This is a genomic window from Proteus appendicitidis (assembly GCF_030271835.1).
In the GTDB taxonomy this organism is placed as follows: Bacteria; Pseudomonadota; Gammaproteobacteria; order Enterobacterales; family Enterobacteriaceae; genus Proteus; species Proteus appendicitidis.
Window position 1 is genome coordinate 3,893,074 of the sequence record NZ_CP127389.1, and the last position, 13,192, is coordinate 3,906,265.

A 13,192-nucleotide genomic window follows, 5' to 3' on the forward strand; every position below is an offset into this window, starting at 1 on the left:
CAAGACGATATGATTATTATTACTGATGCCGCACAGGCGCATTTTGCCAAACTACTGGCTAACCAAGAACCCAACACCCAAATCCGTGTATTTGTTATCAATCCGGGTACACCTAATGCTGAATGTGGCGTTTCGTATTGCCCACCTGATGCCGTAGAGCCAAACGATACTGAAATTAAGTTCGAAAAACTTTCTGCGTATGTTGATGACATCAGCGCGCCTTTCTTAGAAGATGCGGAAATTGACTTTGTCACTGACCAACTTGGCTCACAATTAACCCTGAAAGCACCTAACGCAAAAATGCGTAAAGTCGATGCTGATGCACCGTTAATTGAACGCGTAGAATACGTACTACAATCACAAATTAACCCACAATTAGCGGGCCATGGTGGTCGCGTTAGCCTCATGGAAATCACTGAAGATGGTTATGCTATCTTACAATTCGGTGGTGGTTGTAACGGTTGTTCAATGATTGATGTCACATTAAAAGATGGTATCGAAAAAGAACTGTTAAACCTGTTCCCAGAAGAGTTAAAAGGTGTGAAAGATTTAACTGAACACCAACGCGGTGAACACTCCTACTACTGATATCTCTCAGTATCACATCCCCTATGGTACTCACCTGCACTGATATCATGGGGGATTTGTTTATTAAAATAATCATTTACAAAGTGTAACGTCATCTTTACCGATTTGACGTTATGATAAATGTATCGTTCTCTCGCTCAGAACAAATAAATCAATTAACAATATAATAAATAAGACAATTATGGATAAGTTTCAATTTCTCAGCATTGAACAAGCCTATCAATTCTGGACATCTCAATCGGCGATATTAGTTGATGTTAGAGATCCTCAGAGTTATCGCATGGGTCATGCTACCGGCGCATTTCATCTCACCAATGATACGCTAAACACATTTTTACAAAATGCTGATTTTGATGTGCCTGTTATGGTGATGTGTTATCACGGCCATAGCAGCCAAGGCGCAGCTCAATATCTGGTCAATATGGGCTTTGAAACCGTTTATAGTGTTAACGGTGGTTTTGAAGCATGGCTAAGAGAGTTTCCACAAGCGACAACTTCTCTGCAATAACTACAGATGAGTTTTATTAATGATCCACATTATTACGCTTTCTAACCCTCAAGCAGCTGATTTGTTTGTCAATTACATGGCAACAAAAGGCGTGAGAATTCACGCAAAAAATGAAAATCAGCAGATCTCACTTTGGTTAGAAGACCAACATCAGTTGGATGTGGTTGAAAAAGAACTAAATACTTTTTTACGTGAGCCTTTTCACCCACGTTACCAAGCCGCAAGTTGGCAAACTGGTGATCCGAAAAATACTGGTATCAAATATCGCCCCGCTTTTTCAATAAAAAATATGGTGCAACGATCAGGACCATTAACGGTACTGGTAGTCATTTTATGTGTCCTGATTTTTATTTGGCAACAAGCGGTCGGCGATTATGACGTTATGCTCCATCTAGCATGGCCTTATAACGAGAGCCTGAACTTTGAAGTTTGGCGCTATATCACCCCTGCGTTTGTTCACTTCTCACTAATGCATATCGCCTTTAACCTTGCCATGTGGTGGTATCTCGCAAGTCAAACAGAGCAGCGATTAGGCACGGGTAAGTTATTTGTCATCATGCTCGTTTCTGCGCTCTTTAGTAATTGGGCGCAATCACTGTTTACAAACTCCAACTTTGGGGGGCTTTCTGGTGTTGTTTACGCATTAATTGGCTATGTAGGCTTAACCGGAATATATAACCCCAAAAAGGGAATAGGCGCTCCAACAGGCTTACTCGTCTTTTCGATTTTGTGGATTGTTGCGGGTTATATGGGCGTTTTAGGTGACTCTATCGGAAATACTGCACATTTTGCAGGCTTGCTTATCGGCTTATTGATGGCTTTGTGGGATAATCGACATCAATTATCTCGTAGATCATAATAAAATTAACATGATATTTTTAACATTAGGGGATACCTGTGAAGCAAACGCAACGACATGATGCCATCATTGAACTGGTACGCCTACAAGGCTATGTCAGCACTGAAGAATTGGTGGAGCATTTTGAAGTCAGCCCACAGACAATCCGACGTGATTTAAATGAATTAGCGGAAAAGAACAAAATCCAACGTCACCACGGTGGCGCGGCATTACCTTCAAGCTCCGTGAATACCGCTTACCATGATCGTAAAATTATGTGGTCTGATGAAAAATCACGTATCGCACAACGAGTCGCAAGCTTAATTCCTGATGGTGCAACACTGTTTATTGATATCGGCACAACACCTGAAGCTGTCGCACATGCATTAATTAACCACAAAAACCTACGTATCGTGACCAACAACCTCAATGTGGCAACGTTACTGATGGGCAAAGAAGACTTTCGCTTAATTCTGGCGGGTGGTGAAGTGCGTACACGAGATGGCGGCATTGTCGGTGAAGCCACGCTGGATTTTATCTCTCAATTCCGTCTTGATTACGGTATTTTAGGGATAAGCGGTATTGATATGGATGGTTCTCTACTTGAGTTTGATTACCATGAAGTTCGCACTAAACGCGCAATTATCGAAAATTCACGCTGTGTAATGTTGGTGACTGACCATTCTAAGTTTGGTCGTAATGCGATGGTGAATTTAGGTAATATGAATCTGATCGATTACTTATTTACCGATCAAGAACCGCCAGCAGGGATCCAAAAAATTGTTGAGCAGCACAACGTTCAACTCGAATTATGTTAATTAAATAAAATCCTCAAAAAGTACCTTATCAGGTACTTTTTTTTCGCCTTTTTTCTCCTAAATACTGACTAACTCATTCTATTTACTCTCTTTTTAATCCATTCCTGCTCTTTTTTTATTAATACATTAACAATGTTGCTTATTTTTAATAAGCCCACAAAACATATGGATATGATAATAAATTGTTACCCATATCACGCGGTTATGTTTTTTATCAGTTATATAGTTGGCATTTTCATCAAACTTCATTACAATTATGAGCGAAAACGAACATTAAAGAATTGTTTCGCGCATTCGTAGGAGGATGTTATGAAAACTCAAGACTTGATTGTCATCGGCGGCGGAATAAACGGCGCTGGAATTGCGGCGGATGCAGCTGGCCGAGGCCTTTCAGTACTTATGCTGGAAGCTCAAGACTTAGCAAGTGCGACATCTTCCGCAAGCTCTAAACTTATTCATGGTGGTTTACGTTATCTAGAACACTACGAGTTTCGCTTAGTCAGCGAAGCTCTGGCAGAGCGTGAAGTGTTATTACGCTTAGCACCACATATTGCATTTCCAATGCGTTTCCGCCTGCCACACCAACCACACTTACGCCCAGCGTGGATGATCCGTATTGGCCTATTCCTTTATGATCATTTAGGAAAACGTGTCAGCCTACCAAGCAGTAAAGGCATTAAATTTGGTGCAAACTCTGTTTTAAAACCAGAATTAACACGCGGTTTTGAATATTCAGACTGTTGGGTTGATGATGCACGTTTAGTGGTACTCAACGCACAAGAAATCGTTCGTCGTGGCGGTGAAGTACGCACACGAACTAAAGTTACTCGTGCTTGGCGTGAAAATAATTTATGGATGGTAGAAGCACAGGATTTACGTACTGGTGAAACATCGCTCTATCAATCAAAAGCACTTGTCAATGCGGCTGGCCCTTGGGTTAAAACACTGTTTGATGAAGGCTTAAAACTGAAATCACCTTATGGTATCCGTTTAATTAAAGGTAGCCATATTGTTATTCCTCGCGCTCATAACGAACCACAAGCTTATATTTTGCAAAACGAAGATAACCGTATTGTCTTCGTTATTCCTTGGATGGATGAGTTTTCCATCATCGGTACGACGGATGTTGAATATAAAGGCGATCCTAAAGATGTCGCGATTGATGACAACGAAGTTCAGTATTTACTGAAAGTCTATAACGATCACTTTAAAAAGCAGTTAACCAAAGAAGATGTGGTTTGGAATTACTCTGGTGTGCGTCCATTATGTGACGACGAATCAGATTCACCACAAGCAATTACCCGTGATTACACCTTAGATGTTCACGATGATAATGGCCAAACACCTCTGTTATCCGTATTTGGTGGTAAATTAACGACTTATCGTAAATTAGGCGAACACGCTGTTGATAAGCTCACTGCTTACTTCCCTAACATGGGTAAAGCATGGACTAAAAATGGTCAATTACCAGGCGGTAATTTAGAAGGTTGTGATCGTGATGGTTATTCACGTTTAATTCGCCAACGTCACCCTTGGTTACCAGAAGCGCTGGCATTACGTTTTGCACGTACTTATGGTAGCAACACGGAATTACTGCTTGAAGGCATTACTGATTTAGCAGGCATGGGCGAAAACTTCGGTCATAACCTGTATGAAGCAGAATTACGTTATTTAGTGAAACAAGAATGGGTTATCGAAGTTGATGATGCTATTTGGCGTCGTACTAAACTCGGCATGTGGCTAAATGACGAACAAAAACAACGTATTGCCCAATGGTTAGCAGCTAATACTCAAAATTCATAAGAGTAGTCATACTATTCTCTGACTCTGTTCGATGTTTTTATTAGCAATTTTTGTGGCGCCTAATACCGCGCCACTTTTTTTTGCTTTTTTATATCAAAACCATAAAACATTTTAATTAACAGCTAGTTAAGCTGTTTTTCTAGAAAAGCCTTTAATACGGTAGCATTATTTTGTTGCTCATCTTTTCCTGAATAAAGTAATACCAAAGGTTTCTCTTTTGCTATCGCAACAAGCGATTGCCAATGTTCTGGTGCAGACATTAATTCTTGAAGGTAACGTTGAGTAAACTCAGCAAAATCACCACCTCCCCCATGAAACCATTTTCGTAATTCAGTCGAAGGCGCGACGTCTTTATTCCACTCATCATAATGAAATTCTGTCTTTTTTACGCCTCTCGGCCACAATCTATCGACTAATACGCGATAACCTTCATGCATTCCGTCTTTATCACCATAAACACGTTTACAAGTGATCATTTCGCCTCCCATCAATCAGTGAGTTCATTTTATTGTAGAAGAAAAATCACCCAACTTATCAGGTAATACGCTCACTATTCTCATTATTGCGTCTTACAACATGAATTTTTCTCTTATTGTGACTGAATTATCCTCATCAAAAATGGGTGAATAGTTGTTGACTAAATAACCTAATTAATAGAATCTACATCTAGACGTCTAAATGGTTAGATGGACAAATAAGTAGTGATACTTAATAAAAATAACAACACAGTGACACGATTGATGAGGTACAGGTATGAGCTTTTATCACGCAAGCCAACATGAAGCGCTAAACCAAAATCTTGCTGAACTTGATGGTCAGATCGACGTTTCCTTTGAATTTTTTCCACCTCAAACTGAGGAGATGGAAAACACTCTTTGGCAATCTCTTGCGCGTTTAAATACCTTAAAACCGAGCTTTGTCTCTGTCACTTATGGTGCAAATTCAGGTGAGCGTGATAGAACACACTCCATTATTAAAGGCATTAAAGAGCGCACAGGGCTAGAAGCAGCTCCTCATTTAACCTGTATTGATGCTAGCCGTGAAGAGTTGCAGCATATCGCACAAGATTATTGGCAAAGTGGTATTCGCCATATTGTGGCATTACGAGGCGATTTACCCAATAACACCCAAAAACCTGATATGTATGCCACCGATTTAGTGCATTTACTCAAAGATGTGGGTGATTTTGATATCTCTGTTGCGGCTTATCCTGAAGTGCATCCCGAAGCAAAAAGTGCGCAAGCAGATTTAATTAACTTAAAAAGAAAAGTTGATGCCGGAGCAAATCGCGCGATCACCCAATTTTTCTTTGATGTCGAAAGTTATTTACGTTTTCGTGACCGCTGCGTTTCAACCGGTATTGATGTTGAAATTGTGCCAGGAATTTTACCTGTCACTAATTTTAAACAGCTAAAACGCTTTGCTGGTTTAACCAATGTAAAAATTCCGGGTTGGATGCATAAAATGTTTGATGGGTTAGATAACGATCCTGAAACCCGTAGTCTAGTCGGTGCTTCTATTGCCATTGATATGGTGAAGATTTTAAGCCGTGAAGGGGTAAAAGATTTTCACTTTTATACACTTAATCGTTCAGAGTTAACCTATGCTATTTGCCATACGTTAGGTGTTCGCCCTGAACTGGTGCAAGCTTGATCCTATCTTACGATTACCCCGCCAATTAAGCGGGGTGACATTTTGATGAATTACTCACCAAAGTGATAAGGTTTTTCTACCGGCAATAGGCTGTATGCGGTGTCGAGATCACCATTAGCAATACAAGCATCTATTTTATGTACCTTATCGGTAATATCCGTAATATTCACAATCCACTCTTTACAATATTTTTCAACAGCTTGATTACGCAAGCCAATTTGAATAGTGCGATAGTTGAGTCGATTAAGATAAATATCACGTTCAGGATCCCACTGAATGCGGATATTACTGGTTTCCGTCGCTTCTTTCCACGCGTCTGCACTGGTGTAACGGTCTGGGTCAAAATGACTCACAACACCTTGTGTCAGCATTTCTTGAAAACCTTCATGTGTAATATCAACCGCAAGAATAGACGCTTGATTAGCATCTTTGCGTCCCCAGCCAGAACGGTACATCATCCAAAGAAAGGAAGGTTTTACCCACGTCATGCGGGTCATACTAAAAGGGGGCGAAACAAAAGTTCCGTTTGCGACTGCGCTCTGAGCAATAGTATTAGAATAGGCTTGGTAAACACGAACAAAATCATCCGTATAATATGCCCTTACTTCGCACTCAGGACATCGGTCAACATCATCGTTCATCTTTCTTTAATATCCTTTTATATTAATAAAATGGAACTATCCGCTTAAATTATGAGCCTCTACCTACTGATAATCAAGAGCCGTTCTTTTTGTTAAGACACTGACTAGCGTAGCGCGCTCTCGCGAAACTGAAAAAAAGAATAACAATAAAATAAACAGACTCATGTCGCGATTGTGGTTTATTTATACCGCAATGAGGCGAATAAGCGATTTAATTGACTCACTGGGTAGAAATTAGGCGCTCGATAAGCTGTGTTTTTATTAATGCAGGGGATTTTACTATAGTGCCAGCTATCTTTGCTGTCATGATTTCAAAGGCTTTTTCTACTAATAATGCTTCATCCTGCTTCATTGACCACACATTATTCGGTAAAAAACTCAGCATTACATGATCATCGAATGTGCCAATATGAAGATGAGCAGGAATACTTCCTTCACGTTGACGGATAACACTCAATAAACCTTCAAGGATAGGCAATGATGAAGCAATAAAATGAGAGGGAATTTGCTGATGTTGCTCCAGATACTGTTTCATCATCTGCTCACCATCTTTGGTCGTATTATGTTCAGCATAAGAGACCGTGACACGGTTATCATCACCATAATGCCCTTTGATGGCTTGCACATAACCGCGTAAACGAGCGGCAATCGTTGGTAATAATGCATCACCCGCAAAAAAGTGGATTGGCACATCTTGCTTTATCATCGCTCTTGTTAACTGAGCGCCACTGTCACAGTTATCTGAAGCGACACAAATAGCGTCACTGACAGAGAAATCTCTATCTAAAAAAACCAATGGTTTTTGACGATGCTTAACATGATGTAGCTGATTTTTTCGACTTGATGAAACAATAAAAATGCCATCAACATTGCGCTCGTCCATTGATTTAACGAGCTTATTTTCATTTTTGATATCACCATAGGTACAGCTAATCGTTAGCTGGCAACCAATTTGGTGACAATGCATCTCTAATTTTTCAGCCAAAGCGGCAAAGAATGGGTTAGAAAGGCGAGGAATAACCAATCCGTAGGTATCTGTTTTATTAAGCTTTAGGCTTCTAGCTGCATGATTGACGGTATAACCAAACACCTCAACATAGTCTGCTATCTTCTTTTGTGTTTTTGCGCTGATCCGGTATTGATCACCTTTGCCATTTAATACCAATCTGACTGTGGTAATAGACAAATTCAGGTCATTTGCAATCTGTTCAACTGTTTTTGCCATTAATATTCCATCATTGATATTGCCCTCATCTTAATGATGAGGGCCAGTTAACCTTTACTGAGCAGGTTTAGCTCGGTATTTCTTCCACATTGATTTTAACGAAGGTCCAATAATCGGTAGGATCAACGTCAGTATTGCAATGCCTAAGAATGTCGCGGTAATTGGGCGTGTATACAGAACCGATAAATCACCTTGAGACATTGTTAATGCTCGACGTAAGTTAGATTCCGCCATTGGCCCTAAAATGATACCAATGACTATTGGTGACATGGAGAAATCTAGCTTAATCAATATATAAGCAAGAAGCCCCGTTCCCATCATGATAAACACATCGCGAATATCGTGGTTAACAGAATAAGCCCCAATGCTACACAATACAAAGATGATAGGCACTAATACGCGACGCGGAACATCCATCACTCGGACAAAAAGTTTCATACATAAGAAACCTAAAATGCCCATTAAAATATTCGCAACCATTAAGCCAATAAAAATGCTGTTGACTTCAACGGGGTTATCCGTAAAGAGCTGAGGTCCTAATGCCAACCCTTGCACCATAAACGCACCCATAATAATGGCAGTCGCACCATCACCCGGAATACCTAAGGTCATTAATGGCACCATACACCCACCCGTTACTGCGTTAGCACCCGCTTCTGGTGCAGAAACGCCTTCTGGTGAACCATGACCGAACTCTTCAGGGTGTTTTGACCAACGCTTCGCTTCATTATAAGAAATAAATGAAGAGATATCGCCACCTACACCGGGAATGACGCCCACGCCAGTACCAATCGCTGATGAACGTAAGTACGTCGGTAATACGCGTTTAAAATCTAACCATGTTGGTAATACACGGTGAATACGCGCACTCACTTTTCCTTCTGGGTTCTTTTGACGGCGTTCACGGTAATCTTCTTCAAAGCTAATTAAACCTTGAGAGAAAGCAAACAAACCAACGAGGATCGGAATAAAGGAGATCCCGCCCATTAAGTACACAGTATCAAAAGTAAATCGCATACCCGATGTCATCGGATCAAGACCAACTGTTGCGATAGCTAACCCAATTGCACCGCCCATTAATCCTTTGATAATCGATTGCGATGATACACTGGTAATAATACTTATACCAAATACAGCGAGTGCAAAATACTCAGCGGCAGAGAAACCTATTGCAACTTTAGCCAACTGAGGTGCAATTACAATCAGAGCAATCGTACTAAATATCCCCCCGAACATGGAACCCATGGTGGATAAACCCAGTGCTCGCCCTGCTTCGCCTCTTTTCGCCATTGGATAACCATCCAACACCGTTGCAGCAGAAGCGGGAGTACCCGGCGTACTAATCAGTATCGCAGTAATGGAGCCACCATAAACGGCACCACAATACATTCCTAATAACAATAATATCCCTGTCATTCCTTGAAAGGAGTATGTTAATGGGAGTAGCAATGCAATTCCCATATTGACTGTTAAGCCAGGTAATGCGCCGATAACAATACCTGCGAATACCCCTAACAGTAGTACTGTGAATGTTTCCAAACTGAAAACAATCATAAATGCATCTAATATTTCCATATCAAAGCTCCTTTCCTGCGTTACTCAAGAAAAACAGGGATTGGTAGAGGTGAATTGAACAGGAGTTCAAAGAAAAGATACGACATCACCACAATCGCAATAGGAACCACGATAAGTGAGATCTTTTTGCGTTCATTCATCAACCACATAATGATTGGGATAAGGAGCAATGATGAAATAATGAATCCTAAGAAATATAAGCCTACTGCGTAGAATATTAATAAAAATCCTAAACCATAAGCCCGTTTAACAGCCGTCGAACTTAAATCAACAGAGCGGTGGACGTGTTTTGCTTTATCTATAATTACACTGATCCACTGAAAAATCCCCAGTAAAATAAACAAGATAGCTAAACCATAGGGCCAAAAACGCTCCCCAGGTACACCATACTCGTCAAATATGCTCATATCACGGGAGAGGTAGATAATAAGTAGCCCAAAAACTACTGAAATCGCACCGATGATGGTATTACTTTTTGTCATGTCGGGATCTCCCTGACCAACCCTATCCGCCTAAACGGACAGGGTGGTATCACTATTATTTCTTCAGTGTCGCCGCGATGAGCTCAGCGTACATTTCGTGGTCTTCTTTCATCATTTGGTAAGCATCATCACCTGTGATAAACACAGGCATAATACCTTGTTTTTTCAACGCTTCTTGGTAAGCCGGTTTTTGCACTACTTCAGAGAATGCACCAACTAACTCATTTTTCACGTTATCAGGTACACCCGCTGTTGTTGCTAATACAGCCCAAGCACGCATTTTCACATTGGTATCTAACTTCAGTGCTTCTTTGAATGTTGGTACTTCTGGAATAAGAGGGAAACGACGTTCGTCCATCACACCCAGAACACGTAATAAGCCACCATCAACGTGTGATTTTACTGCGCCGGGTGTAGTTAATACGCCATCAATATGATCACCTAATAAAGCTGCGATTGAGGGACCTGTACCTTCGTTATAAGGAATATGGTTAAATTTAGTTCCTGTAGTACGTTCAATATTCACACCTGCAAGATGGAAAATAGCGCCCATACCGGAGTTACCAATTTTCAATTTTCCTGGATTCGCTTTTGCACCATCCACAAAATCTTGTAGTGTTTTATAAGGTGAATTAGCATTGACGACTAATACAACAGGATCTGCAATCGTCGTGGCAATCGGAGTAAAGTCTTTATAAGTCACTGGCGATTTCCCTTGGTGAGGGAACATTGCCAATTCAACCGTTGTCATGACTAATTTTGTGCCATCTGGACGCGCATTAGCGACTTCAATCAGACCGGTTAAACCATTACCGGTTGGTTTATTGATTGGAACAAAAATACGACCCGCCGGCATGATATCTTTAGCAAACTCGGCAATAGTACGCGCAGAAGTATCAGTACCTCCGCCCGGATTTTTCGGGATAATTACGTCAATATTTTTTGTAGGATACGTTAACTGTTGGGCGACTGCATTCCCCATGCCCAGTGTCATCGTAATCGCCAACGCTGCGAGTAGACTCTTTTTCATAAAACCCTTTCTCCACATTTTTATTGAGTAGCCATTAATTGCTGATAAACAATGTTTTTTCGATTCCAAGTAAAGGTAACGTGTAGGGTATTGTTTTCAGCAATAATCGCCGGATATGAAAATTCGCCTTCCCCATCGAGTAAATCGAATGGTTCAGACCAAGTACTGCCATTATCGGATGAAAGACTGACAGAGATGGGATAACGACGGCTCCAGTTACCTGAATTCGGGTTATACACCAATGCCAGTTGACCATCTGCGAAGGAGACGACATCAATGCCGCTATTATTATTTGGTAATATTGTTGCATAAGCTGGACACCAACTGCGCCCATAATCCGTTGAATCGCTACGATAAATTGTACCGCGCGTACTCCGCATCATGGCATGCACATGCCCAGGCCGGGATTCCCATAGTGTTGGCTGTATCACGCCATCCCATTGAAAAACGCGTTGTAGATCAGTCTCCCATAAGGCATCGTCCTTTAAACCCTGCCAGATTTCATGTTCCGCCTGTTCACCTTTATGGTGTTCAATTGGAATATCCACTCGCAACCAGTGTTGACCGTTGTCACTCGATATATCGACAAACGCATCCCAGAATTGGTCATCCTCAACCGATCCTGGTGCCAACCACTCGCCATTCGACATCACTAACACTTTATTTTTCACAGGACCTCTAGGTGCTACATCACCAGAAACCAATTCACTCGGTAAACTCCAGCTATTTCCGCCATCCTTCGAGATAACGTATTGGGTCGTCCAACTATGTACGTCGGGACCCGTTTTATAAAACAGCCAGATATTACCTGTTGATGGGTCAACATGTAAAACTGGATTCCAGTGCGCAACACCCGGATTTTTAACAACAGGTTGAGCGTGTTGCCAATGATCACCCTCTTTCATCACTAGCCAGATAGCGGTATTACCGCTACCTTCTTTATCACCAGCGAAAAAAGCGGTTAACAAACGCTCAGAATTAGGCACACGCACAATCGTTGAAGCATGGCAGTGATTAAAAAGTGAATGCGCATTATCAAGCACAAACTGAGTTTCCTTCATCACGAAAGGCATATTCCTACTCCTGTGTCCTAAATTAATCTAACGAAAGCCACTTTTTCATATTCTCACCCAATGCAGTCATGCTATTGACGGCAGAAGGGAAAAATGAGTTTTCAAACTGACTGCTGTTACGGGAACGGCAGACCAGTGTGCTGAAATTACCAATCAGGCGCTGATGATATTTAGCGCATGCTGGATAATCCAGTGTTTCGGTCATCGCTGCTGTTGATAAATAATCTGCTAACACCGCAGCCTGCTCTGGTTTATCTTTCCAATTCTCATAAAGCCAAACATAAAGCTCTGGATGGAAGTTTGCCATAACACCGCTATATGCCTGACATCCTGCTTGGAATGACGCTAATAGCGTTTGGCTGTTCGCATTAGCTAAGTGCAAACGAGTTCCTTTTGATAATGCCAAACGACGTTCTATCATCGGAAGAGAACAGCACGTATCTTTGATAAAGGTAAAGCGATTACTTTGTGCGCACCACTCTACAATCTCTTCAGATAACAAGCGTTTGTAAGGATAAGGGCATTCATAGATACCCAAATCAATCTCTTTTGGTACCACATTGGTTAAGACTTGCAGTGTTTCCAGCGCTTTATCATCCGGCTCCCCGACTAGAGCCAAGCGATTACTGATCATAATGACGCCATCGACGCCTGTACCCGCCATTGCCTGCAATTGTTCTTGTTGCTGACTTAATGCGGTTGCAGTATGACCAGAAGCAACTACAGGTACTCTTCCATCTGCTTTTTCAACGATAAAACGGGTAAGTGCTTGCGTTTCTTCATCACTTAAATAAAACATTTCGCTTGATTGACAGGCGGCAAATAGCCCATGTACACCAGAATCGATATACCAATCTACAAGACGCTCTAATGACGCCCAATCAATCTCCCCTTTGGCATCAAAAGGGGTTAGCATAACAGGCCAAATACCGACGTATTTTTGCTGACTCATCATCAA

The 13,192-nt window shown here is 41.3% G+C and carries 14 protein-coding genes; 6 read left to right on the forward strand and 8 right to left on the reverse strand.

What is annotated here, in order from left to right; translation table 11 throughout:
* The first annotated feature begins 9 nt into the window (after nt 1-9).
* The 5 genes from nfuA (at nt 10) to glpD (ending at nt 4,555) form a co-directional block, all read left to right on the forward strand.
* A complete protein-coding gene (gene nfuA, locus QQS39_RS17770) occupies nt 10-588 on the forward strand; it encodes a Fe-S biogenesis protein NfuA (protein ID WP_151436386.1) in 579 nt (192 codons plus the stop codon).
* Between the two features lie 181 nt (nt 589-769).
* Entirely contained in the window at nt 770-1,096 is a 327-nt protein-coding gene (gene glpE, locus QQS39_RS17775; RefSeq protein ID WP_285805082.1) for a thiosulfate sulfurtransferase GlpE, read from the forward strand.
* Nucleotides 1,097-1,115: 19 nt separating this feature from the next.
* Nucleotides 1,116-1,955, forward strand: a complete 840-nt coding sequence (glpG, locus tag QQS39_RS17780) for a rhomboid family intramembrane serine protease GlpG (protein ID WP_151436388.1) — start codon at nt 1,116-1,118, stop codon at nt 1,953-1,955.
* A 38-nt stretch (nt 1,956-1,993) separates the two neighbouring features.
* Nucleotides 1,994-2,752: a DeoR/GlpR family transcriptional regulator gene (locus QQS39_RS17785; RefSeq protein ID WP_006534541.1), complete on the forward strand. Its 759-nt coding sequence runs from the start codon at nt 1,994-1,996 to the stop codon at nt 2,750-2,752.
* Between the two features lie 309 nt (nt 2,753-3,061).
* Nucleotides 3,062-4,555, forward strand: coding sequence for a glycerol-3-phosphate dehydrogenase (glpD, locus tag QQS39_RS17790; protein WP_151436389.1), 1,494 nt, complete (start codon nt 3,062-3,064; stop codon nt 4,553-4,555).
* A gap of 122 nt (nt 4,556-4,677) precedes the next feature.
* On the opposite strand, the gene QQS39_RS17795 is transcribed toward glpD, so the two are convergent.
* On the reverse strand, nt 4,678-5,031 hold the full coding sequence (locus QQS39_RS17795; protein WP_196734987.1) for a DUF488 domain-containing protein: 354 nt from the start codon (nt 5,029-5,031) through the stop codon (nt 4,678-4,680).
* A gap of 277 nt (nt 5,032-5,308) precedes the next feature.
* On the opposite strand from QQS39_RS17795, the gene metF reads away from it, so the two are divergent.
* Nucleotides 5,309-6,208 (forward strand): methylenetetrahydrofolate reductase, encoded by a 900-nt coding sequence (gene metF / locus QQS39_RS17800; RefSeq protein WP_151436391.1) that lies wholly within the window; start codon nt 5,309-5,311, stop codon nt 6,206-6,208.
* Between the two features lie 50 nt (nt 6,209-6,258).
* Here the strand turns inward: metF and QQS39_RS17805 are convergent, their stop codons facing one another.
* From QQS39_RS17805 to QQS39_RS17835, 7 genes are all read right to left on the reverse strand, one after another.
* The gene (locus tag QQS39_RS17805; RefSeq protein ID WP_151436392.1) at nt 6,259-6,849 is read right to left on the reverse strand and encodes a DUF4291 domain-containing protein; all 591 of its coding nucleotides are present in this window, start codon (nt 6,847-6,849) and stop codon (nt 6,259-6,261) included.
* Between the two features lie 220 nt (nt 6,850-7,069).
* Complete coding sequence (locus QQS39_RS17810; protein WP_285805083.1) at nt 7,070-8,074, reverse strand: LacI family DNA-binding transcriptional regulator; 1,005 nt, start codon at nt 8,072-8,074, stop codon at nt 7,070-7,072.
* A 54-nt stretch (nt 8,075-8,128) separates the two neighbouring features.
* A complete protein-coding gene (locus QQS39_RS17815; RefSeq protein WP_151436394.1) occupies nt 8,129-9,649 on the reverse strand; it encodes a tripartite tricarboxylate transporter permease in 1,521 nt (506 codons plus the stop codon).
* 20 nt (nt 9,650-9,669) lie between these two features.
* On the reverse strand, nt 9,670-10,131 hold the full coding sequence (locus QQS39_RS17820; RefSeq protein WP_151436395.1) for a tripartite tricarboxylate transporter TctB family protein: 462 nt from the start codon (nt 10,129-10,131) through the stop codon (nt 9,670-9,672).
* Between the two features lie 55 nt (nt 10,132-10,186).
* On the reverse strand, nt 10,187-11,161 hold the full coding sequence (locus QQS39_RS17825; RefSeq protein ID WP_265576115.1) for a tripartite tricarboxylate transporter substrate binding protein: 975 nt from the start codon (nt 11,159-11,161) through the stop codon (nt 10,187-10,189).
* A gap of 20 nt (nt 11,162-11,181) precedes the next feature.
* Nucleotides 11,182-12,234 carry a sialidase family protein gene (locus QQS39_RS17830; protein ID WP_088494293.1) on the reverse strand — a complete coding sequence of 351 codons (1,053 nt, stop codon included), beginning with the start codon at nt 12,232-12,234 and terminating at the stop codon, nt 11,182-11,184.
* A gap of 22 nt (nt 12,235-12,256) precedes the next feature.
* Complete coding sequence (locus tag QQS39_RS17835) at nt 12,257-13,186, reverse strand: dihydrodipicolinate synthase family protein (RefSeq protein WP_285805084.1); 930 nt, start codon at nt 13,184-13,186, stop codon at nt 12,257-12,259.
* Nucleotides 13,187-13,192: the final 6 nt, after the last annotated feature.

Coding starts and splice junctions, on each gene's coding strand:
- nfuA (WP_151436386.1), top strand. CDS start 10: ATGATTATTATTACTGATGCCGCACAGGCGCATTTTGCCAAACTACTG.
- glpE (WP_285805082.1), top strand. CDS start 770: ATGGATAAGTTTCAATTTCTCAGCATTGAACAAGCCTATCAATTCTGG.
- glpG (WP_151436388.1), top strand. CDS start 1,116: ATGATCCACATTATTACGCTTTCTAACCCTCAAGCAGCTGATTTGTTT.
- glpD (WP_151436389.1), top strand. CDS start 3,062: ATGAAAACTCAAGACTTGATTGTCATCGGCGGCGGAATAAACGGCGCT.
- QQS39_RS17795 (WP_196734987.1), bottom strand. CDS start 5,031: ATGATCACTTGTAAACGTGTTTATGGTGATAAAGACGGAATGCATGAA.
- metF (WP_151436391.1), top strand. CDS start 5,309: ATGAGCTTTTATCACGCAAGCCAACATGAAGCGCTAAACCAAAATCTT.
- QQS39_RS17805 (WP_151436392.1), bottom strand. CDS start 6,849: ATGAACGATGATGTTGACCGATGTCCTGAGTGCGAAGTAAGGGCATAT.
- QQS39_RS17810 (WP_285805083.1), bottom strand. CDS start 8,074: ATGGCAAAAACAGTTGAACAGATTGCAAATGACCTGAATTTGTCTATT.
- QQS39_RS17815 (WP_151436394.1), bottom strand. CDS start 9,649: ATGGAAATATTAGATGCATTTATGATTGTTTTCAGTTTGGAAACATTC.
- QQS39_RS17820 (WP_151436395.1), bottom strand. CDS start 10,131: ATGACAAAAAGTAATACCATCATCGGTGCGATTTCAGTAGTTTTTGGG.
- QQS39_RS17825 (WP_265576115.1), bottom strand. CDS start 11,161: ATGAAAAAGAGTCTACTCGCAGCGTTGGCGATTACGATGACACTGGGC.
- QQS39_RS17830 (WP_088494293.1), bottom strand. CDS start 12,234: ATGCCTTTCGTGATGAAGGAAACTCAGTTTGTGCTTGATAATGCGCAT.
- QQS39_RS17835 (WP_285805084.1), bottom strand. CDS start 13,186: ATGAGTCAGCAAAAATACGTCGGTATTTGGCCTGTTATGCTAACCCCT.